This window comes from Faecalibacter sp. (assembly GCF_057177045.1).
Genome location: NZ_CM169987.1, coordinates 1,769,135 through 1,793,898 on the forward strand (window position 1 = coordinate 1,769,135; position 24,764 = coordinate 1,793,898).

Below are 24,764 nucleotides of genomic sequence, written 5' to 3' on the forward strand. Positions count from 1 at the left end.
GTGATGTTTATTAGTGTAACTGATACACATTTAATGATTTAATTAACTAATTTCGTGATTGAGAAGTAAAAATATAATTAAAATATTATACAAACAAAACAAATAACATATGAGAGTTTTAAAGCAATCTCTAATCGCTTTAGTTTTTTCATGCCCTGCTCTATTAATGGCTCAAAATGTTGTAAAAGGTTCTGTTGCAGACCAATCAACGAATACCGTTTTATCAGGTGCTGAAGTTACGAATATAACTTCGGGAAAAACAGTTGTGGTTGACGAAAAAGGAAACTTTTCGTTGGAAGCAGAAAACGGCGATATCATCGTAATTAGTTCCTTTGGTTATGATGATCAAGAATATACTTATACAGGCCAAGATCAACTTCAGTTTCAATTATCAAAAACTATAGACACAGCTTTAGAAGAAGTGGTGGTTATTGGTTATGGTACAGCAAAGAAAGAAGATGTTACAGGTGCTGTAAATCAGATTGGTGAAAAAGATTTTAATAAAGGATCGATTACTTCTGCACAAGAGTTAGTAACAGGTAAAATTTCTGGTGTAGTTGTTACATCAGCAGGTGGTGCTCCTGGTGATGGACAAAACATTATTATTCGTGGAAACAGCTCATTATCATTAAATTCTCAACCATTATATGTTGTAGATGGCGTACCATTAGCAGAAAATAATATTGGAGGATCACGAAATCCATTAGATTTCATTAATCCAAATGATATTGAAACAATGACCATCTTAAAAGATGCCTCTGCCACAGCTATTTACGGTTCTCGTGCTGCCAATGGGGTTGTAATGATTACAACTAAAAAAGGAAAAGGACGAAAATTTACATTCGGTTACAACTCTACTACATCGATTTATCAACCAACAAAATTTGTTGATATGATGGATGCGAATGAATTCCGTCAATTAGTGAATCAAGTAGGTACACCAGCAGAAATTGCTTCTTTAGGTACTGCTTCTACCGACTGGCAAAAACAAATCTATAAAACGGCAGCTGGTTTTGATCACAGTTTTAGCGCAATGGGTAACATTGGCGATCGAATGCCATCTCGTTTCTCCTTATCAAACACAAATCAAGATGGTATCTTAAAAGGAGATAATATCAATCGTACTACAGCTTCGATGGTATTAGCACCAACTTTCTTTGATGATCATTTAAAATTCGAATTTAATGCTCGTGGTTCTTATATCGAAAATACTTTCGCCAATCGTGATGCCATTGGTGCAGCTTTAGAATACGATCCTACACAACCTATTTATTCGGGTGCTCCATATTTTGGAGGTTACCATACGTGGATGAATGGCGATAAAAAACGTGACTTATCTCCTACTAATCCAGTCGCTTTAATTAACGAAAAAGATGATACGTCGGAAGTTCGTCGTTTTGTAGGAAATGCTAAAGTAGATTATAAATTACATTTCTTACCATCTGTTACTGCAACAGTTAACGTAGGTTATGATATTTCTAATGCCAATGGACGTGCAATAGTTTCGGCTAATATGCCAAGTATAAATGACAATTGGGATGGATCTTACTACAAATACGATAACCAAAACTATAATAAATTGTTAGATGCTTATTTAACATTTAGTAAAGAGTTTGGATTACATAACTTAAATGTGGTCGCGGGTTACGGATACCAATATTTTAATGAATATAAATATTCGTACAATAGCGAATTGTTTGAACAAGGAAATCCGGTATACGAATTTGTAGATCGTGATCACCATGCCTTATTATCTTACTACGGACGTTTTAATTACAACTACGATAACAAATATATTGTAACAGGAACTTTACGTGCCGATGCTTCTTCTAAATTTGATGAAGGTGAAAAATGGGGTTATTTCCCATCGGTTGCCGTAGCTTGGAATATTTCGAATGAAGAATTTTTAAAAGGATCTTCTTTCGTAAATGACTTAAAATTAAGAGCTGGTTTTGGACAAGTAGGTAATGTAAATGGGTTAGGAACATTTAAATACATGACGCGTTACGATATTTCTCAATCTACTGCATTTTATCAATTTGGAAGCGAATTCTACCAAACTTATCGTCCTGCACCATTAAGTAAAGGATTAAAATGGGAGATTGCCGAAACATTAAATATTGGTTTAGACTACTCTTTATTTAAAAACAGAATCTACGGTTCGATTGATGTTTACCAAAAGAAAACTAAAGATTTGATCGCAAATGTTTATGTTGATCCATTTACAAACTTTGGAAATATGATCGATAAAAACATTGGTGATATGGAAAATAAAGGGGTGGAATTTAGCATTAATGCTGATATTATTAAAACACAAGATTTTGATTTCAAAATTGGATATAATATCGCATTAAATGATAATAAAATTACCAATTTATCTACTGACAATCGCGTAGGTGATATTGATGGAGGAACTGGAAATAAAATTCAGATTCACCGTGAAGGAAACGACCCATTCAGTTTCTTCGTCTACAAACAAATCTATGATGCGAATGGTAAGGCAATAGAAGGAGCTTACGAAGATTTAAATGGCGATGGAGTTATTAATGATAACGACCGTTACATATACAAAGATCCATTTGCTGATGTAACCATGGGATTCAATACTTATTTCCGTTACAAAAATTGGGATTTATCTGCAGCTGCTCGAGCAAACATTGGAAACTACGCTTATAATAACGTAGCATCTGCTAAAGGATATAGCCGTAAAGCTACAGGAAATGGGCAAAATTACTTATCAAATGTACATCGCGATTACTACAATACAGGGTTTGTAAACATTACAGAAACTAACCTTTTAAGTGATCATTATATCCAAGATGCTTCATTCTTACGTATTGATAACATTACGTTAGGATATAACTTAAATGAACCGATCAAAGGAATGAATGTTCGTTTATATGGTGCTGTACAGAATGTTGCTGTATTTACAAAATACGATGGAATTGATCCTGAAATTTATAGAGGTATCGATAATAACTTCTATCCACGTCCTAGAACATTTGTATTTGGTTTAAATGTTAAATTCTAATCAAACCAGTCATGAAAAAAATTAAATTAACAAGATATTTATTAGCAGCTGCATTAGCATTTTCAATTTCATCATGTCACGATGATTTAGATTTATTACCTAATGATCCTGATGTATTCACAGAAAACAACGTGTTTGCAGATGCTACACAAGCGAAGTTTGCTTTAGCAAAAGTATATGCTTCATTAGCAATCACAGGACAAGAAGGTCCTGCTGGAAATGGAGATATCCAAGGAGTTGATGAGGGTGCATCTCAGTTTACACGATCATTATTCACGTTAAATGTTATTACTACAGATGAAGCAATTGTTGGTTGGGGAGATCCAGGTTTACCAAATATGCATGCTATGAGCTGGGGATCGAACAACAGTTTCATCGAAGGAATGTACTTCCGTTTAGCAACTACTGTCTCTTTTGCCAATTCTTACATCAAAAATGCTGAGGCTTTAGCTGCATCTAATCCAGAAGTAAAACAATATATTGCAGAAGCTCGTTTTATCCGCGCTTACGCGTATTATAACTTAATGGATTTATACGCGAATGTCCCTTTGGTTACTGAAATTACACCAGATTTACCAACACAAAGTAATCGTGAAGAAATATTTGCTTTTGTAGAATCTGAATTATTAGATATACAAAATATTTTAGGAGAACCTCGCACTGTAGAATATGGTCGTGTAGACAAAGCGGCAGCTTATGGATTATTATCACGCTTGTATTTAAATGCAGAAACTTGGATTAACCAAGCAAAATATACGGAATCAATTACGTATTCGAATTTAGCAATTCAATCAGGTTATACATTACATACAACAGATGTCAATGGAAACGGTACAGCTTATGACGAGTTGTTCTTAGCGGATAACGATCGTAATGGTGCTCAAAACGAATTCATTTTTGCATTTAACTTTGATGGAAATAATTCTAAAACATACGGTGGATCAACATTCTTAGTAAAAGGAGCTATTGGAGGAACAATGCAGGTTGCAGATTTTGGAGTTAATGGAAACTGGGGTGGACCTCGCTCTACAAAAGCTTTAGTAGAAAAATTCCAAGCTTCACAAACAGATGCTGATGGATACCCAATTGCTTGGGCGGACAAGCGTGCGATGTTTTATACAGATGGACAATCGTATGAAATCAATAATGTCTCTCAATTCAGTGATGGGTATGCTGTGATGAAATTCTCTAACAAAAAATCAGATGGTACAAATGGTAACGATGCCACTGGAGAATTTGTTGACACAGATGTTCCTATGATTCGTTTGGCTGAAATTTATCTAAACTACGCCGAAGCAGTTTTACGTGGTGGTGCTGGTGGTGATCGTTCTACAGCATTAAATTACATTAATGCTTTAAGAACACGTGCTTATGGAAACACATCAGGTAATATTACCAATGCTGAGTTATCATTAGATTTTATCTTAGATGAACGTGCAAGAGAATTGTACTGGGAAGGAACACGTCGTACGGATTTAATTCGTTTCAACAAATTTGTATCAGGATACAACTGGCCATTCAAAGGGGATGTACCTGGAGGAACAACAGTTTCTGATATTCGTAAATTATTCCCTATTCCAGTAAACATTATTGCGATTAATCCAAATTTAACTCAAAATCCTGGTTACTAAAATGAAAACATTTTTTAAATATATCACAGCAGCATGTTTAGGGATTATTTCCCTAAGCAGCTGTAATGAGGACAATGACGATATCCAATTAAATCCTAATGATTTCGTTAATCCAACAATTACAACAACAGCTACTACAGCTGAATTATCTGAAGATACACAAAACGCTGTCGCCTTTACATTCGATTGGACTGATGCTAGCTTTGGCGTTGCTTCTCCTATTAAATATGATATTGAAGTTACTACAGCAGAAGGTCAATTTGATGAGGCTACAATTCTAACGTCAACAACTGAAACCACTTTTGATATCACAGGTGCTGAACTAAATGCATTTGTGGTTGAAAAATTAGGATTAGCTGAAAATGAAGAAGCAACAATCAAATATCGTATTGCAGCTTTCCTAGGAACTTATGGAGGTGCGAATAAATTATATTCTGAACCAAAAACAATTACTTTAACTCCTTACTCTACAAGCAGAGAAACTCCATGGGGATTAGTAGGAAGCGCTACACCAAATGGATGGAATGGTCCAGATGTTAAATTTTGGAAAACTTCTACTGCAGGAGTTTTAGAGACATATGCTTATTTAGCTCCAGATGCAACCGGAGGAATTGAATTTAAAATTCGTAAAAACAATGAATGGGTTGAAGATTTTGGAGGAAACATCATGTCGACAACCGCATCAAGTTTTGAAGGAACATTAGTAGCTGGAGGAAGTAACATTACTGTTCCACAAGCTGGACATTACCATATTAAAATTAACCTGAATGAAATGACTTTCTCAGCAGAGAAATACGAATTTGGAATTACAGGTGATGCTACTCCAAATAGTTGGGATGGTCCAGATGCACAATTGTTAACTTATGATTCAGCAAATGATATATGGATCGCCAATAACGTTACATTTACAGACGGAATGATAAAATTCCGTGTAAATAATGCTTGGGATATCAATTTTGGAGGTTCTAATGGAACTTTAGCTCCTGGAGGAGATAATATCCAAGTTACAGCTGGTACATATAATATCGTTTTGGATTTACAAAATTTAGCGTATTCAATTATTCCAGCGCAATAGAAATTTCTTCTATTCAACATACATAATAAAAAGCCATTCCAATAATTATTTGGAATGGCTTTTATTTTACATTTAATAATAAATTTTAAATCAAAACTCCCATATTCAACTTTTAATACAAGAATTACGCTAATAGATACCTGATAAATCCTATACAAACGCAAATAATATTTCAACCTTTAGGAATATCGTTCATTCAATTAAAGAGTCCTTAAGTCAAAGGTAAAATTCAATTACATCAATACATCTATTAAGCTATTGTGATTCTCACTTCTATCCATTATTTATTCTACCAGAATTCAAATATCTCATGATGGACTTTCTGCTCTAAAATGTTCATTATAGTACAAAAAGCATCTTTTTTTAGTTTTTTATTTAAAATAGATTCATTTTAAATAAATATTTCTTATTTTTACTTCAGAGAAGTTACTGCCAAGGATTTCTCCATTTAACACTAAAACTTTTATAAACTAATGTTACAAAAAACTCCGGTCAATTGATCGGAGTTTTTTAATGGTTTAAAAATTCAATTTAATGTTGTGTTTTTCATAAAATGACTTGATATGTCCTACGGCTTCTTCAGGGGTATCGACTAATCGGTATAATTCAAAATCTTCTTCAGAAATATAACCTTCCTCAAACATTCTATTTTTGATCCAATCAAATAATCCTGACCAATAATCTTTCCCTACAAGAACGATTGGAAATCTTCCTGTTTTTTTGGTTTGAACTAAAGTTAAAGCTTCAAATAATTCGTCAAGCGTTCCGAAACCTCCAGGCATTACAATGAATCCTTGTGAATATTTTACAAACATTACTTTTCGCGCGAAGAAATAATCAAAATTGATTTCATATTCGCGATCGATGTAATCATTCAATTTTGTTTCAAAAGGTAAACGAATTCCAAGCCCTACCGAACTTCCTCCTCCTCTTTGCGCACCTTTATTTGCAGCTTCCATTATAGCCGGACCACCTCCTGTTATCACGCCAAAACCAATTTTAGTTAATTGATAAGCGACTTCTTCTGCCATTTTATAATGAGGATGATCTGCTGGTGTACGTGCTGAACCAAAAATAGAAACACAAGGTCCAATTTTAGCCATCGCTTCGTACCCCATAACAAATTCATTCATGATTTTAAACAACGCCCATGAATCATTTATTCTAATTTCATTCCAATCTTTTGGGCGAAAGGGCGATTGTATTCTGTCGTCTTCTCTCTCTTTATCTGTCATCTGTTTCATTCAATTAAAAAAAACCGTAACGAGAGCTACGGTTTATATCTTTAAAATTTATTATCAATTTATTAATCTCTGCTCATAAATATACGTAGCACATACCAAAATAATAACATCAATGATGAAAATAATCCTAATGCCGCTGCCACATACTGATTCGTTGAGTATTGGTATTGGATCTGCTGAGTCTCATACAAAATAGACCCTGCTGCTAATGCACACATGGCTACCGAAAACCATAGTCCTAACGTAAACCCAAATAACATTCCCGCAATAATTGCACCAATAGCCAAAATAAATCCGATGGTAATTATTCCACGTAAAAACGAAAAGTCTACTTTAGATGTAAATGCAATAACCGACAAGGCCACAAATAATGCTACCGTTACAGCTGCCGCTTGTTTTAACACGATTGTGCCTGTGTAATTAATAACAATATACATCATCGGTACAAATAATAGGGCTTGCCCCACTATGTATAAGAAATAACCTAAATATTGTTTTGGTTTAGAAACTTCATCCATCGCCATCTTTTGTGCGATCCAAGAAATTCCCATAAATCCACCGATTAATACTAACCACAGATAACCTTGTGTGAAACTTAATAATGTTGTTACCAGAAATTCTGATTGCAAGAATAAGGCTTCTAACAAAATAAATACTAATACTCCTCCAGCAACATGGCCATAAGTATGTTTGTAAAATGTAGCTCTTTCTGCAGAAGTTGCTTGGGCTACGACTTGCTTATAGTCTTGATACATCATAATTGTAAGTGATTTTTAACGAAGATAATAAAATTATTTCACAACACTTTTACGCCATTCCATCCACCCCATTACAGCCAAAATAGTCAGAAACAAATATTGAAAGGATGAGATTGCATATCCCTTGTACAGTAGCAATGGAACCATGACCAGATCGCCGATAATCCAAAAATACCAGCTATCGACTTTTCTTTTAGCCATGAACCACATACCTATCAGAAATATTCCTGTAAGGGAGGCATCTATGAAATCAATAAAGGTATAATTCCAGCCTAATGAGTTTATTTCACTTAAAGGTAATACGCGATCGATGATGGGGCGAAAATGATAAAGAATTATAATGAAAATAAATGTTGCCCAAAAAAGTCCAATGGATTTGAAATAATCGTTTTTAGTTGCCCATTCCACTTGCACATGGATATTATCATGTTCCGTTTTTTTGTTCCATAACATCCAACCATAGATTGACATCGAAGTATAATAGAGATTAATTAATGTCTCTCCATACAACCCCCATGTAAAGAAAAGATAGATGTATAAAAAAGTAGAAATAATTCCGGTTGGATATACCCAAATGTTTCGATTTTTTGAAAAGATAACAGATAATATCCCAAACGTTGTGGCTATGATCTCCAATAAAATATGAGTTGTAGAATATTCTCTATACGGAGATATAATGTATTGAATAAATTCGTTCATGAATTGTAGTGGTTTTAGCAATAACGAAATTATTCATGATCAAGTACCCAAATCAAATAATGGTCTTCTAACATTTTATAGTAAGCGGTAAATTTTTGACTTTTATGATCGTCCGAAATCCAGCATTGTATTGGAGAATTTGGCTTTAAATCAAACGCTTCAACGCGATAATGATTTAAGAAATTCCATAGATTACCACCATTTAATTTATATAGTCCTTCCTTTATTCCCCAAATAATATGCAAATATTCATTTTCATCTTGTTTAGGTAACCATTCTTGTTCATCCAGACGGACAAATTTATTTTTAATGTTAGCGATTTTATGGGGACGAGAAAGCTCGATATCAATTCCGATAGGAAATTCTGATATACCTACTGCAACCTTTCCATACGAATGCGTAATTGAAATTTGAGCATCAGTAGGCAAATAAGGTTTTCCTTTTTCATCGTAATTTACATCGTAATCAACCCCTAACTCCTTAAGACATGCACGTAAACCCAAATATTCACGAGCTTGCTTAGCCCTTAAGTTCTGATATTTTTCCATACGATAATCATTAAGCTTTAGATATTCAAGCAGGTCTTCGTTAGATTCATTCACCTCCCAAGTAATGATTTTTACAAGGTTATGCTTATTGATATTATCGATAATTGGCATTTTTAAAATCGTAATTTAGTTTGTAACTTTGTCTACTTATAATATAGGAATATAGTTTAATTATATCAATTGATGGATACAAAAACGCAATACATTCCTTACAAAGTTAAAGATATTTCTTTAGCTGAGTGGGGAAGAAAGGAAATTACGTTGGCTGAGGCTGAAATGCCTGGGTTAATGGCTATCCGTGAAGAGTATAAGGCGGCTCAACCTCTGAAAGGTGCTCGCATTGCGGGTTGTCTACATATGACAATCCAAACTGCGGTATTAATCGAGACGTTAGTTGCTTTAGGAGCAGACGTTACATGGTCTTCATGTAATATCTTCTCTACACAAGATCATGCTGCCGCGGCAATCGCTGCTGCTGGTATTCCTGTGTATGCTTGGAAAGGGATGAACGAAGAGGAATTCGATTGGTGTATCGAACAAACATTATTCTTCGGAGAAGATCGTAAACCATTAAACATGATTTTGGATGATGGTGGAGATTTAACGAACATGGTGATTGATCGTTACCCAGAATTAGTAGCTGAGATCAAGGGATTATCAGAAGAAACAACTACAGGTGTTCACCGTCTTTATGAAAGAATGGAGAAAGGTACTTTACCTATGCCTGCAATCAACGTAAACGATTCTGTTACGAAGTCGAAATTCGACAACAAGTATGGATGTCGTGAGTCTGCTGTTGATGCGATTAAGCGTGCAACAGATTTAATGATTGCTGGTAAACGTGTAGTAGTTTGTGGTTACGGTGATGTTGGTAAAGGTACTGCGGCTTCTTTCCGAGGAGCTGGAGCAATCGTTACAGTTACTGAAATTGATCCAATCTGTGCTTTACAAGCTTCTATGGAAGGTTATGAAGTAAAACGATTAGATACAGTAGTTGCAAACGCTGATATTATCATTACAACAACTGGTAACTTTGGTATCGTACGTGCTGAGCACTTCGAGAAAATGAAAGACAAAGTAATTGTATGTAACATTGGTCACTTCGATAACGAAATCGATATGGCTTGGTTAAATGCTAATTACGGTGATACTAAAGAGGAAATCAAACCTCAAGTTGACAAATACAACATCAACGGAAATGATATTATCATTTTAGCTGAAGGTCGTTTAGTTAACTTAGGATGTGCTACAGGGCACCCTTCTTTCGTTATGTCGAACTCATTCTCAAACCAAACGTTAGCTCAAATCGAATTATGGACTAACTCTGAAGCTTACGAAAATAAAGTTTACACTTTACCTAAGCACTTAGATGAGAAAGTTGCAGAATTACACTTAGCTAAATTAGGAGTTGAATTAGAAAAGTTATCAGAAGAACAAGCCGCTTATATCGGTGTAACTGTTGATGGACCTTTCAAACCAGAATATTATAGATATTAATAATTTTAAATTAGTTTTTATTTGAATTAAAAAAATCATACACTTAACTATAGCCCTCGCCCTGAACAAGCGAGGGCATTTTTTTTATTTTACATCAACCCCATCCTCTTGCATTAGATATTTCATTCGTTCAACATATTCTTTTTTCGTGATTGATTTCTTCGGAATTTGTTTACTTAAATCGGTTGATTTGGTTTCTTTAATTTCTTTTAACTGATACGTAAATTCGCGATGACCACCTTTTACAGCCATATCTTTATAAAATACATGGTACAACATCACCAAATATCCTTTGGGTTGAAAATAAGTTGGACTTACCGTTAAATTATTCTGTTTGGCTAACCAAATGGTATGTAATTTAGTATCATCTTCAAATTTAAATTCTTTCGCTTCTAATCCTAAAATTATTTTTTTGTTTTTTGTCGGAACAAAATTGAATTCTTCTATCGAATCTTTGACAAATAGATTTTCATTTTGTTGATAACTTTCATTTTTTTCAAAATCAATCAGCAACCAAGATGGTTCTGGTAAAATTTCTAAATAATTTCCACTTTGATTGTTATTTACTCGCGGTAAAATCTTAACTAAAGAATAATTCTGATTAACCAACACTTCAAATTCATAAACTTTATTCAAAGCTTCTGTCGCCATTTCTGTTATATGCGAAGGATTTTTTTTCTTTACCTCAGGCGATAACTCACCTTTTTGTTGATAATCATACAAAAATTGATATGTTTTATCTTGTGCAAATAATCCTATCGAAACAATTAATAATAAGTATGCAAAAATATTTTTCATTGTGTTAATTTTAATCAATAATTACATAAATGTAAGTTTTAATACTGATTTTCAAATAAAAAAAGCGAACCTTTCGATTCGCTTTGATTTTATTCTTCCAATTGATTTAAGATTTCTTCTAATTCTTTTAATGGTTTTTGATATAATTTCTTTATCCACCATTTCAGCATCCAGATGCAAAATCCAATATATATAATTAATATAATAAAGTAAAAAATTCCAAATTTCAATAAACTATCAAAATGGGTATATGTTTGTTTTTCGATTAAAACTGTTCCTATAAATAATATGCAAAGAATGCTTAAAGTATACGTGTATAAACTAAAAATCGTTATGGATGATTTAAAGTTATAATAAAACCAATTGATATTTCTTAACGAGTTATATTCTAATTTGTAGGAAGAATTATAAAATTTTATTAAATAATATAAGGGCACAATCATTATTGCAACGATACATGCTAGTACCCACCATACAATTGGCGTATTTAATCCAAATAAGTAGGGATAAATCAATAACATCGGAAAAGTTGTCAACTGAAAAAAGAAATCTTTCTTCATCACTTTTCTCACCTTGTCTATTGTAGTATTCGCTTCTTTTTTTGCTTCTAAATCTGGATTAATCTGCACCTTATCTGAGGATTGATTATCCCATTGTTTTTTTAATTCATCAAAATTCATAGCCATAGGTTTTTATGATGGTTTGTAATTTATCTTTTGTTCGGTTTAATTTAACGCGTGCATTCCCTTCTGTAATCCCCAAATTTTGACCGATTTCCTTGTGGCTTTGCCCTTCCAGAAAAAGAAAGATTAATGCTTTTTCAACTTTATTTAATTCGTGTACTGCTTTATAAAATAATTCTAATTGTGTTTCTTTTTCTGATGATTCATGATCATCTACCCGATCGATGTTTTCTAAAAAGGTATAATGTTCCGATTTTTTCTTTTCCTTCTTAAAGTACGTCAGGGCTGTATTTAACGACACACGATACATCCAAGTAGAGAATTGAGAATTTCCTTCAAACCGCTCGTAGGATTTCCATAGTTGTAACACAATTTCTTGAATCAAATCATTTTGATCCTCCGCTTCATCCATGTACATCTTGGAGACTTTGTGTAAAATCCCTTTATGTTTGTCGATGAGGTTTAAAAATTCTTGTTGCTTCGCTTTCAATTTGAAAAGATTAATACACTGGAGTTAATTGGTATCCTTTTGCTTGTAATAACGAAATTAAACCTTTTTCACCTGCTAAATGCCCGGATCCAACAGCGACTAATGTCGATTGTTTTGATATAATTTCAGGAATACGTTCAGACCAAATAACATTGCGTTCTACCATCAAAATATCATACATTTCAGGATTTGCACCAGTATACTTTACCATAATATCATCCAGACCCTTAATATCTTCCTTTTGATATAATGATCGAATCGATTCAAACACTGTTTTAAATTCTTCATCATTCAACGATTTAATAGTCGTGACCATTTGATTAACATCAATAAAACGATCCAGATATCCATATTGTTCTTTCACTGTAGATAATCCACCCATAGGGCGATTTTTATCTTTTAATTGACTAATAATTTCACCTTCTAAACTCGTTAATTCGCAAGGAAAAGCAGACTGCATTAAAAGAGACATAACCATCATAGGTTTCATTTGATCAAAAGCTTCGATACCCACTCCAAATTTTGATTTTAATAAGGAGTTGATGTAATCGGCGTCCTCTTTTGATATCTGAGAAGTGATTGATTTATCTCCCATCATATTCGCTTGCATTTCGCTCATAAAGTTGGGATTTCCCATATCAATCTCAAAATAGGCCTGTTCTGATGAATTGATTGCTTTTTGTAATTTATCTGACATTTGAAACTCATTTTTACAAATCATATGAACAGTTCCAAATAAATAAGACGGCTTTTGTAGTCCATTTCCTTCAATTTTCCATAACAAAGAATTTTGACTGAAGACAGATACAACTAAGAATAAAAATAAAATGGAGAATAACTTTTTCATTTTTAGTGATAATTTATCAAGTAAGTAGACAAAAAGGCATTTCGTTACAAGAAAAAATAAATTTTATAAAAAAAAGGATTTCAAAATCATTTGAAATCCTTTATTCATCAATTGTAAACTGAACTAAAATATTTTTTTAAAATTTAATTTCAACCAAATGGGTAAACTAAATTCTTCTAATAAATGTGCTAATTGATAGTTCTTATAATCTTCCTTGGTAATCCAAGCCATTTCCTCGATTTCAGCAGCGATTTTAATCCCTTCTAAAGAGTTTAATTGAACATGAAACACCTTTGCATTAACTTGCGTATTCGCTTCGTTTACGGCTGTCGTAGTATGCCTTCCTAAGAATTCAACCCGATGCTGACTAATATCGATATTAATTTCTTCTAAGAATTCGCGATGTAATGTTTCCACTGGTTCTTCATCTCCATCAATTTTCCCACCGACCATCTGGAAAAATTTAGAATTTTTCTTACGAACAGCTAACATTCTTCCTTCAGCATCCGTGACCAATGCATTGGCTAAATAAATTTGGTTCATTCGTTATGCGTTATGCGTTATGCGTTATGCGTTATGCATTATGCGTTATGCGTTATGCGTTATGCGTTATGCGTTATGCGTTATGCGTTATGCGTTATGCGTTATGCGTTATGCGTTATGCGTTATGCGTTATGCGTTATGCGTTATGCGTTATGCGTTATGCGTTATGCGTTATGCAAAATTAGAATTTTGTTGGAGATGAAATTAAGAATTAGAGAAAATAAAAAAGCCTCACTATAAAAATAGTAAGGCTTTTATCAACATGTTGGCGATCCGGACGGGACTCGAACCCGCGACCACTTGCGTGACAGGCAAGTATTCTAACCAACTGAACTACCGGATCAGTCTTTAAATATGATTTATAATTCTTTGATCATTCTAAAATAGAAAAAGAAATAGATGCGATCCGGACGGGACTCGAACCCGCGACCACTTGCGTGACAGGCAAGTATTCTAACCAACTGAACTACCGGATCAAAAATTATAAATTAATTATAATATATTTTAAGACAATAAAAAATTGGCGATCCGGACGGGACTCGAACCCGCGACCACTTGCGTGACAGGCAAGTATTCTAACCAACTGAACTACCGGATCAGTGAAATTTTTAAAATATATTATTCTGTTAAAGAACTACAAATTGTTGGCGATCCGGACGGGACTCGAACCCGCGACCACTTGCGTGACAGGCAAGTATTCTAACCAACTGAACTACCGGATCAGTGAAACAGTGTCGTATTGTTTTCGGATTGCAAAGTTAGGCGCTTTTTTGAAGTTACCAAATATTTTTCAAAAAAAATCTCAGTTTTTTTCAAACTGAGATTTTACTATTTTATAATCAGCAATTTAAAAAATTATAAAATTGCATTTAATTTTTCAACTAATTGTTCTTTTGGAACAACTCCGACTACTTTATCCACAACTTCTCCGTTTTTGAAGAATAAAATTGTAGGAATATTACGGATTCCATACTGAGCAGCTACTTCTTGATTTGTATCTACATCAACTTTACCAACGATAGCTTTCCCTTGATATTCTGCAGCAATTTCTTCTACAACTGGTCCAACCATACGACATGGTCCACACCATACAGCCCAAAAGTCAACCATTGCAGGTTTTCCTGACTCGATAATATCTGATGCAAATGAAGCGTCTGTTATTTCTAATGCCATAATTTCTATTTTTATTAAATCATTAATCTTACAAAGCTACATAAAATAATTCGTGTAAGAAATTCATTTCATACTTTCTATCAATTCACGAATAAGTTTTAAATATATTTAATTGATTTTAAATGTAATACTCGTATTCTCTTCAATTTCTTTTAACAATTCGCGGCAGATGTTTACACGTAATTTTTGCGCAGGTAAATCAATTTGTTGTTGTTCTTTTGAATCAAATAATTTAATTCGTAACGATTTATCCCCTTGATATTTATAAACAATTTCTGATAACTTCAACAAGATATCATCGTCAAAATCATTGATATCCACATTCAACGTGATTTTTTCGACCTGAGTTTCAATGATTTCACTTAACAATTGAAGTCGATTGATTTTTGTAAAAATACGACTACTCGTTACGTTTCCGTCTTTGTCTTTAAACTCTCTTTTGGATATACTCATGCGAAGATTCAAGAACATATTTTCTTGCATAAAGTGTTTGTACTTTAAATAATCTTCACCAAATAAAGTAATATCATAGGAATCGGTATAATCACTAAAGGTAAAACTACCAAATTCATTACCCGTTTTTGAAATTCGATGGGCAATATTAGTCATCATTCCCGCCATTGAAATTTCACGACCTACCAACTGATCTTCATTTCCTTTTAAATCAGAAATCGTCATGTTCGATACCAAACGTATTTCATGTTTAAAATCATCCAATGGATGGGCTGATAAATAGATTCCAACCACTTCTTTCTCTTTCGCAAGTGTCTGAATCATATTCCATTTCTCACAATCGGGTAGCATTGGCACTACATCATCGACTTCACCTCCATCATCTCCAAAGGATCCGAATAATGAAGTTTGAGCTGAATTCTTTTGTTCTTGAAAATTTCCCCCATACTTAATCAGTTTCTCTAAGTTCGTTGTTCCATTATCAATAAAGAAGTACCGCCCTCGATGGAATTCGAAGGAGTCAAATCCACCGGCTAGCACCAAGTTTTCAATTGTTTTTTTGTTGACCGTTCGTAATTCGACCCTTTTTACGAAATCATATATATCTTTAAAAGGACCATTTTCATTACGTTCCCGAATAATGGAATTTACGGCAGCTTGTCCCACTCCTTTTACTCCACCCATTCCAAAACGAACTTGTCCATGCTCATTTACATTGAATTTGGTAATCGATTCGTTGATATCTGGACCTAAAACAGATAATCCCATTCGTTTACATTCTTCCATAAAGAATGTTACTTGTTTGATATCATTCATATTATTTGAAAGAACTGCAGCCATGTATTCTGCAGGATAATGTGCTTTCAAATAAGCGGTTTGATAAGCAATCCACGCATAACACGTCGAGTGCGATTTGTTGAAGGCATAAGATGCAAAGGCTTCCCAATCGGTCCAAATTTTTTCTAAAATTTTTGGATCATGACCTTTTTCCGCTGCTTGATTAATGAATTTAGGTTTCATTTTATCCAGAACGGCTTTTTGTTTTTTCCCCATCGCCTTACGCAGTACATCGGCATCACCTTTTGAGAAATCAGCTAGTTTCTGAGAAAGTAACATTACTTGCTCCTGATAAACTGTAATTCCATAAGTTTCTGCCAAGTATTCTTCACACGCATCTAAATCATACGTAATTGGTTCTTCCCCATTTTTACGACGCACGAATGACGGAATATACTCTAATGGTCCTGGACGATAAAGGGCATTCATGGCAATTAAATCCGCAAAAACTGTCGGCTTTAAATCGCGCATATATTTTTGCATTCCAGGTGATTCGTATTGGAAAACTCCAATGGTTTCACCACGCTGGAATAATTCATATGTTTTGACGTCATCAATTGGAATTTTATCAGGATCGATTTCAATACCATGACGCATTTTAACTAACTTTATGGTATCTTTAATTAAGGTTAAAGTCTTCAACCCTAAAAAGTCCATTTTTAATAATCCGGCACTTTCTGCTACGGAGTTATCAAATTGCGTTACATATAAGTCCGAATCTTTAGCTGTAGTTACAGGAACGAAATTCGTGATATCATCTGGTGTAATAATCACCCCACAAGCATGAATTCCCGTATTACGAACCGAACCTTCTAGAATTTTCGCTTGTTGAATGGTTTCTGCAATTAGATCTGTCCCATTACATAAACGTTTCAATTCATTGACAGCTTCCAATTCTTCTGAACGTAACGAGTCTTTTAGTGCTTTATCATCTAACTTAAAGATTTTAGCCAATTTCATATTTGGAATTAGCTTTGCCACACGCTCGGATTCATATAACGGTAAATCTAAAACACGTGCAGTATCTTTTATCGACGATTTCGCCGCCATTGTTCCATACGTAATAATCTGGGCCACTTGACTGGCTCCATATTTATTAATCACATAATCCATTACCAATGATCGACCTTCATCATCAAAGTCGATATCGATATCGGGCATGGATACACGGTCAGGATTTAAGAAACGCTCAAAAAGTAAATCGTATTGAATAGGATCCAAATTCGTAATCCATAAACAATACGCCACCGCAGATCCAGCAGCTGAACCACGCCCTGGCCCAACTGAAACTCCCATCTCACGAGCGGCACGAATAAAATCTTGAACAATTAAGAAATAACCCGGATAACCGGTTTTTTCAATTGTTAATAACTCAAAATCTAAACGTTCTCGAATCTCTGGTGTAATCTCACCGTAACGAATTTTGGCTCCTTCATACGTTAAGTGTCTTAAGTATGCATTTTCCCCACGTTTTCCTCCATCTACCTCATCTTCAAGATGAATAAATTCTTCTGGAATATCGAATTTTGGAAGTAAGACATCACGATAAAGTGTAAATTCTTCAACTTTATCAACAATTTCTTGAATGTTAATAACTGCATCAGGAACATCTTGAAACAATTGTTTCATTTGATCCTGTGACTTGAAATAATACTCTTGATTTGGTAAACCAAATCGGAAACCTCGTCCACGACCAATCGGTGTTGATTGTTTTTCAGCATCTCGTACACATAGTAAAATATCATGTGCATTAGAGTCGTCTTGATTTATGTAATACGTATTATTGGTTGCAATTAATTTAACCTCATGTTTACGTGCTAAAGCTAAAAGTGTTTGGTTGACACGATCTTCATCTTCTTGTCCGTGACGCATCATTTCGATGTAGAAATCTTCACCGAATTGCTCTTTCCACCACACCAAAGCCTCTTCTGCCTGACGTTCACCTATATTTAAGATCTTATTTGGAATTTCACCCTGTAAATTTCCTGATAAAACAATTAGATCTTCTTTGTATTGCTCAATTAACTTTTTATCGATTCGGGGAACATAATAGAAACCTTCTGTATAAGCGATTGATGATAATTTCGCTAAATTATGATACCCTTTCTTCGTCTTCGCTAAAAAAACAATTTGGTATCCATTATCTTTTTTCGATTTATCCAAGTGATCCTCGCATACAAAAAATTCAGAACCAATAATTGGTTTGATAATTTGTTCAGTAGGCTCTTGTCCATCAGCAACTAATTCTTCGTTCTTCGCTTTCGCTGCTTTGTTATGATTTTGTACCGCAGCATTAAAATGAAACGCACACATCATATTTCCATGATCTGTTACTGCTACCGCTGGCATTTTATTTTTTGCCGCCGCCGCTACTAAATCATTCACTGAAATCGTCGACTGAAGAATGGAAAATTGAGAATGATTATGTAAATGCGAGAATTGAGCTTCAGCAAACTTTTGTTTGATTTCATCCGAAATAACCGGTTGATCAATCTGAGGTTCATTTTTCGCCTTAAGCTTTGCAATTTCTTCAGAAGCCTTCTTTAGGTTAATGTGATTTAAACCTACAGGCTGTATATTGGTTGGGTTGGCTTCAGCAAAACGTACAAAATAGTCGTCCTCTACTTGTAATTCTTGTTTTGTGAAAATTTCTTTACGAATTAATTCAAAGAAACAACGCGTCGTTGCTTCCACATCGGCCGTCGCATTATGTGCCTCGCCAAAAGGGACACCAAAAAGATATTGGTGCAATTCTGTTAACGTTGGTAATTTATAACGACCACCACGACCACCAGGAAGTTTTAAAAGTTCTGCCGTGACTTCTGTACACGTATCTAAAACAGGTTTTTTCGTTAAATCATTTTCATAATTCATACGATAAAACTCTGCTCCCATAATCTTAATATCGAAACCAAGATTTTGACCTACGATAAATTTAGCTTTTCCTAAAGCTTCATGAAATAAGTCTAAAACTTGTTTTAAAGGCACCCCTTTTTCGATTGCTAAGTCAGTCGAAATCCCATGAATACGTTCCGAATCATAAGGAATATCAAATCCATCCGGTTTCACTAGGTAATCCTGATGTTCGATTAAATTCCCCATTTCATCATGCAACTGCCATGCGATTTGTATACAACGTGGCCAGTTATCTACATCGGTGATTGGAGCATTCCAATCTTTTGGTAAACCGGTAGTTTCGGTATCAAAAATTAAATACATTGGACGATTTTGGCTTCTAATAAATTAAGTATGCAAAGGTACAAAAATCTATGCACACGATTTTGTTAGCATAAGTTAATAAGAATACAATAAATAAAAAAGATGAACCCATTACTGCTCATCTTCATTCTTTAATTCTTCCATCTCTTCAAAACTCATTTTTAGTTTCTGAAGTTCAGCTTTTATATTTTCTAAACGAGTTATTACATCGATTTCTTCTTTCTTGGACGGATTTTTACTTAACGATTGTTTTGCACCTTCAAGGGTATGCCCTTTTATTTTGACCAAGTAATAAATGGTTTTGAATACTTCGATGTCCTTTTGAGTAAATAATCGATTCCCTTTATTATTCTTTTTGGGTTTGATTTCATCAAATTCTTTTTCCCAGAATCGAATCAGTGATGTATTGACATCAAAAGCCTTTGCGACTTCGCCGATTGAATAGTATATTTTGTCTGGTAAATCGAATTTCATATCATTCAAATTTAACAAAAAATCTTATCAGACCAAACATTATCAATAACTTGTAAAATAAAAAAAGAGCAGATAACACAAAGTCATCTGCTCTTTTGTATATCTACGATTTGTATTAATCTAACGATAACGTACTTTTTTTCGCATTTTGGTAAATTTTGATGAAATCATCTGGATCGACATCGTCATAAAAATACATGACTGGATCCACTGGTTTTCCATCTTTATGAATTTCATAATGCAAATGTGGTCCTGTTGATAATCCCGTAGAACCTACATATCCTATAACATCTCCACGTTTTACTTTAGCACCATTACGTGCTTTTAAACGACTCATATGCGCATATAAGGTTTCGTAACCATTACTATGACGAATCACCACAACATTTCCATAACCAGAGTTAAATCCTGCCATTTTAACGGTCCCATCTCCAGTCGCATAAATTGGAGTTCCTGTAGATGCAGCGAAGTCTAAACCATTGTGCATCTTATTTACTTTTAAAATTGGGTGAAAACGAGAACCATAACCTGAAGCAACGCGGTTAAGGTATTTATCAGCAACTGGTTTAATAACTGGTAAAGATGTTAAATCTTTGTCTTTACCTCCAGCTTTACGAAGAACTTCATCTAAAGATTTTTTTTCTTCTTCAATTTTGGATAATAAATTATCGATATCTTCTGCCGTATAATTATTGATTTCTTTATTGATCGAATCAATGTCTTCATCCACTTTTAAGTCATAGATGGTACGATAAATATTACGGTCTTTTTCTTCTAATTCAGTTAATGCTGCTTCAACTTCTTTGAACTTTTCGTTCAATTCGCTATTTTCTTTTTGCGCTTTTTGAAGTTCGGCAAGCAATTTGCTTTGATTGTTTTTAAATTTATTGGCGGTCATTGCAAATTCTGAATCGTTGAAATTATAACCGATCATTCCTGCACTAATCGTCGATAAACATAAAAAAGCAAATCCATAGTAGAATGTTTTCGGGATATTCTTCAGCCGCTTCGTGGCCCATTCCTTTAAAACATTCGTAGTTTTATACTTATAGTTATTATTTTCCATTCTAACCAAACCTTTTTATATCTTTGTAAAACGAATGCAAAGTAACAAATATTGTATCAGCATCCGTGTTAATCAAAATATAAAAATAATATAATTAAATGAAATCCAAAGATATAAGAAAAGAATTTCTTGGTTTTTTTGAAAAAAATGGGCACTTAATCGTTGATTCTGCTCCGATTGTACTTAAAGATGATCCAACTTTAATGTTCAATAATTCAGGAATGGCCCAATTCAAAGAATTCTTTTTAGGTAATGGGGTTCCTAAGAATAATCGTATTGCCGATACTCAAAAATGTCTTCGTGTTTCTGGTAAGCATAACGATTTAGATGATGTAGGAAAGGACACTTACCACCACACGATGTTTGAGATGTTAGGGAACTGGTCATTCGGAGATTACTTTAAAGAAGAAGCAATCGCCTGGGCTTGGGAACTTTTAACAGGAGTGTATGGAATTTCTAAAGATCAAATCTATGTTACAGTTTTCGAAGGAGACAAAGAAGACGGAACAGAATTAGATACTGAAGCTTTAGAACTTTGGAAAAAACATATTGCGGAGGATCGTATCTTATACGGAAATAAAAAAGATAACTTCTGGGAAATGGGTGATATCGGACCATGTGGACCATGTTCTGAAATCCACGTTGATATTCGTCCAGAAGCTGATCGTTTAGCAGTAGATGGTAAAACATTGGTGAATATGGATCACCCACAAGTGATCGAAATTTGGAACTTAGTGTTTATGCAATACCAACGTAAAGCAGACGGTTCTTTAGAGCAGTTACCTGCAAAACATATCGATACAGGAATGGGATTCGAGCGTTTGGCAATGGTATTACAAGGTAAAACATCCAACTATGATACCGATGTTTTCCAACCAACCATCAAAAAATTAGAAGAAATTTCTGGAGTTACTTACGGAGCTGCAGAAAAAACAGATATTGCCATTCGTGTTGTAGTTGACCACTTACGTGCTGTAGCATTCGCTATTGCTGATGGTCAGTTACCATCTAATACGGGAGCAGGTTACGTTATTCGTCGTATTTTACGTCGTGCGATTTCTTATGGATACCGTTTCTTAGGATTAAACGAGCCTTTCATTTACCAATTATACCCAATCTTAAAAGCTGAAATGGGCGATTTCTTCCCAGAATTAGTGAAACAAGAAACAATTGTTACAGGTGTAATTCGTGAAGAAGAAGCTTCTTTCTTAAGAACAATCGAGCAAGGATTAAATCGTTTAAACCAAATCATCGAGCAATTAGGAGATTCTAAAGTTGTTCCTGGTGATGTCGTTTTCGAATTATATGATACGTACGGTTTCCCAGCCGATTTATCTCGTATCGTTGCAGAAGACCACGGATTCACAATTGATGAAGCTGGTTTCGAAACAGAAATGGCAAAACAAAAAGAACGTTCTAAAAAAGCTACAGCTTTAGTGACTGATGACTGGGTAGTTTTAGACGGATCTGGAAATGAAACATCGATTGCTTACGATAACTTAGAAGCTGAAGTAAAAGTAACGCGTTACCGTAAAGTAAAAAATAAAAAAGGGGAATTCTATCAATTAGTTTTCAACCAAACACCTTTCTACGCTGAGTCGGGAGGACAAATTGGTGACCAAGGGGTGATTGTTTCTCCAAACGAAACAATTGAAGTGGTTGACACGAAAAAAGAGAATAACTTAATTATTCACTTCGTTGAAACTTTACCAGAAAACATTGAAGGAACTTTCCAAGCTAAAGTAAATGTTGCGAAACGTAATGCGACAACTAAAAATCACTCGGCTACGCACTTAATGCACGAAGCTTTACGTGAAGTTTTAGGAACGCACGTTGAACAAAAAGGTTCTTACGTTGGTGATGATTACTTACGTTTCGACTTCTCTCACTTTGCAAAAATGACAGAAGAAGAAATTGCAATCGTTGAGCAAAAAGTGAACGAAAAAATCGTTGAAGCTTTACCATTAATCGAGAAAAGAGAAGCGTCTATGGACGAAGCTTTAGCTGAAGGTGCAATGGCATTATTCGGTGAGAAATATGGGGATAAAGTTCGTGTGATTCGTTTTGGTTCATCAGTAGAGTTATGTGGTGGTACACACGTGAAAAATACAGCTGATATTCGTTTATTCAAGATTTTATCTGAATCTTCGACTGCTGCTGGTATTCGTCGTATCGAAGCAATTACTGCTGATACTGCCATCAATGCTTTAAAAGATGCGGAACAAAACTATAACGACGTTTTAGTTGCCTTAAAAACGAAAAACGATGCGGTTAAAGCGGTTCAATCTTTATTAGATGAAAATGCAGCATTAAAGAAACAAGTCGAAAAATTCGTTGCTCAACAAGCAGCTGCTGAAAAGGCAACTTGGAAAGCAGCCGTAAAAGCAATTAACGGAATTAATTTCTTAGCGATTAAAACGAATTTAGATACCAATGCCGCGAAACAAAATGCAATTGATTTAACAAACGAAATCGAAAATGCATTTATCGTTGTAGGTACAAATGATGCAGTAAAACCATCGATCACAATTTCTATTGCTAAAAACTTAATAGCAGAAAAAGGATTACACGCTGGTAACATCGTAAAAGAAATTGCGAAGCACATCAACGGTGGCGGAGGTGGACAACCTTTCTTAGCGACTGCAGGTGGTAAAGAAGTTGCTGGATTAGATGCAGCTTTAGTACAAGCAGAAGAATTTGTAAAATAATTTACATTCCTTATATAATTAAAAGCGACTCAATATTTGAGTCGCTTTTTTTATTCTACATTTGCTCTCTAATTGATAAAAAATTGAAAGACATTAAACTTATAATTGCCATCCTATTAGTAGCTATTGTATGGGGGACTACTTTTTTAGGTATTCGCATTGCGGTAGAAACCATACCGGGGTGGTTTGTCGCAGGAATTCGTCAAATGATTGCAGGAATTATCATGATGTTAATTCTCTTATATCGCAAGGAAATGAAATGGATTGGTTGGAAAAATCTTTCTTATCAAATCATTTTTTCCATTTTAATGTTGATTGGTGCCAATGGTCTAACCACTGTAGCGGAAGAAACGTTAACTAGTAGTTTAGCTTCTTTAATCTCCGCAACCACTCCTATACTGGTTTTTATCGGAAGTATTTTTATTGGTTTAGAAAAGTTCAGTTTCAAAGGATTATTTGGAATATTACTTTGTTTCAGTGGAATATTATTTATTTTTTGGGATGGCTTACAAGATTTAGCTAATCCTTCGTATTTAAATGGCATTCTTCTGATGCTCGGTGCTATTTCAGGATGGGCCCTAGGAACGTTATTTACTAAAAAATTAAAGTTGAAAGTTGATAATATTACGCTCAATTTATTCTACCAATTTCTTTTTGCAGGAATAGCACAAATTGGTTTAGCTTTACAATTTAGCGAGCAATATAATTTTGAAAATTGGTCAATTAAAAGTTTAGGAGCTATGCTTTATTTAGCTATTTTCGGTTCCGTTATTGCGTTTTATTCATTTCATTATGCATTAACAAAGGTCTCGCCCATTCAGATTTCCATACTTTCTTATATCAATACAATTATTGCTATCATTTTAGGATGGTTAATTTTAAATGAAGAAATTACGCTAAAATTTATATTAGCTGCTTTTTTCATTATCACAGGCGTTTTTATCACCAATTATAAACCGGAAATGTTGAAAAGAAAAAAAGCATAAAAAA

Annotated in this window: 19 protein-coding genes and 4 tRNA genes; 6 read left to right on the forward strand and 17 right to left on the reverse strand. The window is 34.3% G+C overall.

Going from position 1 to position 24,764, the window contains the following annotated elements; all coding sequences use genetic code 11:
- The first annotated feature begins 109 nt into the window (after window positions 1–109).
- From AC1QSP_RS08225 to AC1QSP_RS08235, 3 genes are read left to right on the forward strand one after another with little or no spacing between them, the layout of a single operon-like run.
- Window positions 110–3,031: a SusC/RagA family TonB-linked outer membrane protein gene (locus tag AC1QSP_RS08225; RefSeq protein WP_484078289.1), complete on the forward strand. Its 2,922-nt coding sequence runs from the start codon at window positions 110–112 to the stop codon at window positions 3,029–3,031.
- Window positions 3,032–3,042: 11 nt separating this feature from the next.
- Window positions 3,043–4,662, forward strand: coding sequence for a RagB/SusD family nutrient uptake outer membrane protein (locus AC1QSP_RS08230; protein ID WP_484078290.1), 1,620 nt, complete (start codon window positions 3,043–3,045; stop codon window positions 4,660–4,662).
- A gap of 1 nt (window position 4,663) precedes the next feature.
- On the forward strand, window positions 4,664–5,737 hold the full coding sequence (locus AC1QSP_RS08235) for a SusE domain-containing protein (protein WP_484078291.1): 1,074 nt from the start codon (window positions 4,664–4,666) through the stop codon (window positions 5,735–5,737).
- A gap of 518 nt (window positions 5,738–6,255) precedes the next feature.
- On the opposite strand, the gene AC1QSP_RS08240 is transcribed toward AC1QSP_RS08235, so the two are convergent.
- The 4 genes from AC1QSP_RS08240 to AC1QSP_RS08255 form a co-directional block, all read right to left on the reverse strand.
- Window positions 6,256–6,972: an LOG family protein gene (locus AC1QSP_RS08240; RefSeq protein WP_484080397.1), complete on the reverse strand. Its 717-nt coding sequence runs from the start codon at window positions 6,970–6,972 to the stop codon at window positions 6,256–6,258.
- A gap of 71 nt (window positions 6,973–7,043) precedes the next feature.
- Window positions 7,044–7,739, reverse strand: coding sequence for a Bax inhibitor-1/YccA family protein (locus tag AC1QSP_RS08245; RefSeq protein ID WP_484078292.1), 696 nt, complete (start codon window positions 7,737–7,739; stop codon window positions 7,044–7,046).
- 33 nt (window positions 7,740–7,772) lie between these two features.
- Window positions 7,773–8,438 carry a nicotinamide riboside transporter PnuC gene (gene pnuC, locus AC1QSP_RS08250; RefSeq protein ID WP_484078293.1) on the reverse strand — a complete coding sequence of 222 codons (666 nt, stop codon included), beginning with the start codon at window positions 8,436–8,438 and terminating at the stop codon, window positions 7,773–7,775.
- A gap of 29 nt (window positions 8,439–8,467) precedes the next feature.
- Window positions 8,468–9,097 carry a 4'-phosphopantetheinyl transferase family protein gene (locus tag AC1QSP_RS08255; RefSeq protein WP_484078294.1) on the reverse strand — a complete coding sequence of 210 codons (630 nt, stop codon included), beginning with the start codon at window positions 9,095–9,097 and terminating at the stop codon, window positions 8,468–8,470.
- A gap of 72 nt (window positions 9,098–9,169) precedes the next feature.
- Here AC1QSP_RS08255 and ahcY point away from each other — a divergent pair, with 72 nt between their 5' ends.
- Window positions 9,170–10,483 (forward strand): adenosylhomocysteinase, encoded by a 1,314-nt coding sequence (ahcY, locus tag AC1QSP_RS08260; protein ID WP_484078295.1) that lies wholly within the window; start codon window positions 9,170–9,172, stop codon window positions 10,481–10,483.
- Between the two features lie 84 nt (window positions 10,484–10,567).
- On the opposite strand, the gene AC1QSP_RS08265 is transcribed toward ahcY, so the two are convergent.
- The 13 genes from AC1QSP_RS08265 to AC1QSP_RS08325 form a co-directional block, all read right to left on the reverse strand.
- Entirely contained in the window at window positions 10,568–11,281 is a 714-nt protein-coding gene (locus AC1QSP_RS08265) for a hypothetical protein (RefSeq protein ID WP_484078296.1), read from the reverse strand.
- Window positions 11,282–11,370: 89 nt separating this feature from the next.
- Window positions 11,371–11,967, reverse strand: coding sequence for a hypothetical protein (locus tag AC1QSP_RS08270; RefSeq protein WP_484078297.1), 597 nt, complete (start codon window positions 11,965–11,967; stop codon window positions 11,371–11,373).
- A complete protein-coding gene (locus AC1QSP_RS08275; RefSeq protein WP_484080398.1) occupies window positions 11,951–12,382 on the reverse strand; it encodes an RNA polymerase sigma factor in 432 nt (143 codons plus the stop codon). The genes AC1QSP_RS08270 and AC1QSP_RS08275 overlap by 17 nt, the downstream gene beginning before the upstream one ends.
- Window positions 12,383–12,464: 82 nt before the next feature.
- Entirely contained in the window at window positions 12,465–13,301 is an 837-nt protein-coding gene (locus tag AC1QSP_RS08280; protein WP_484078298.1) for a TraB/GumN family protein, read from the reverse strand.
- Between the two features lie 123 nt (window positions 13,302–13,424).
- Window positions 13,425–13,844 (reverse strand): NUDIX hydrolase, encoded by a 420-nt coding sequence (locus AC1QSP_RS08285; RefSeq protein ID WP_484078299.1) that lies wholly within the window; start codon window positions 13,842–13,844, stop codon window positions 13,425–13,427.
- Window positions 13,845–14,110: 266 nt separating this feature from the next.
- Window positions 14,111–14,187, reverse strand: a tRNA-Asp gene (locus AC1QSP_RS08290).
- Window positions 14,188–14,246: 59 nt separating this feature from the next.
- Window positions 14,247–14,320 (reverse strand) — tRNA-Asp (locus AC1QSP_RS08295).
- 45 nt (window positions 14,321–14,365) lie between these two features.
- A tRNA-Asp gene (locus AC1QSP_RS08300) sits at window positions 14,366–14,442 on the reverse strand.
- Window positions 14,443–14,489: 47 nt separating this feature from the next.
- Window positions 14,490–14,566 (reverse strand) — tRNA-Asp (locus AC1QSP_RS08305).
- A 133-nt stretch (window positions 14,567–14,699) separates the two neighbouring features.
- On the reverse strand, window positions 14,700–15,017 hold the full coding sequence (trxA, locus tag AC1QSP_RS08310; protein ID WP_322971755.1) for a thioredoxin: 318 nt from the start codon (window positions 15,015–15,017) through the stop codon (window positions 14,700–14,702).
- A 108-nt stretch (window positions 15,018–15,125) separates the two neighbouring features.
- Window positions 15,126–19,526: a DNA polymerase III subunit alpha gene (dnaE, locus tag AC1QSP_RS08315; protein WP_484078300.1), complete on the reverse strand. Its 4,401-nt coding sequence runs from the start codon at window positions 19,524–19,526 to the stop codon at window positions 15,126–15,128.
- Window positions 19,527–19,637: 111 nt separating this feature from the next.
- Window positions 19,638–20,000 carry a MerR family transcriptional regulator gene (locus AC1QSP_RS08320; protein ID WP_484078301.1) on the reverse strand — a complete coding sequence of 121 codons (363 nt, stop codon included), beginning with the start codon at window positions 19,998–20,000 and terminating at the stop codon, window positions 19,638–19,640.
- Window positions 20,001–20,115: 115 nt separating this feature from the next.
- The gene (locus tag AC1QSP_RS08325) at window positions 20,116–21,066 is read right to left on the reverse strand and encodes a peptidoglycan DD-metalloendopeptidase family protein (RefSeq protein WP_322971751.1); all 951 of its coding nucleotides are present in this window, start codon (window positions 21,064–21,066) and stop codon (window positions 20,116–20,118) included.
- A gap of 98 nt (window positions 21,067–21,164) precedes the next feature.
- On the opposite strand from AC1QSP_RS08325, the gene alaS reads away from it, so the two are divergent.
- Together alaS and AC1QSP_RS08335 are read left to right on the forward strand one after the other, a co-directional pair.
- Window positions 21,165–23,774 (forward strand): alanine--tRNA ligase, encoded by a 2,610-nt coding sequence (gene alaS / locus AC1QSP_RS08330; protein ID WP_484078302.1) that lies wholly within the window; start codon window positions 21,165–21,167, stop codon window positions 23,772–23,774.
- Window positions 23,775–23,857: 83 nt separating this feature from the next.
- Entirely contained in the window at window positions 23,858–24,760 is a 903-nt protein-coding gene (locus tag AC1QSP_RS08335; RefSeq protein WP_484078303.1) for a DMT family transporter, read from the forward strand.
- The last annotated feature ends 4 nt before the right edge of the window (window positions 24,761–24,764 follow it).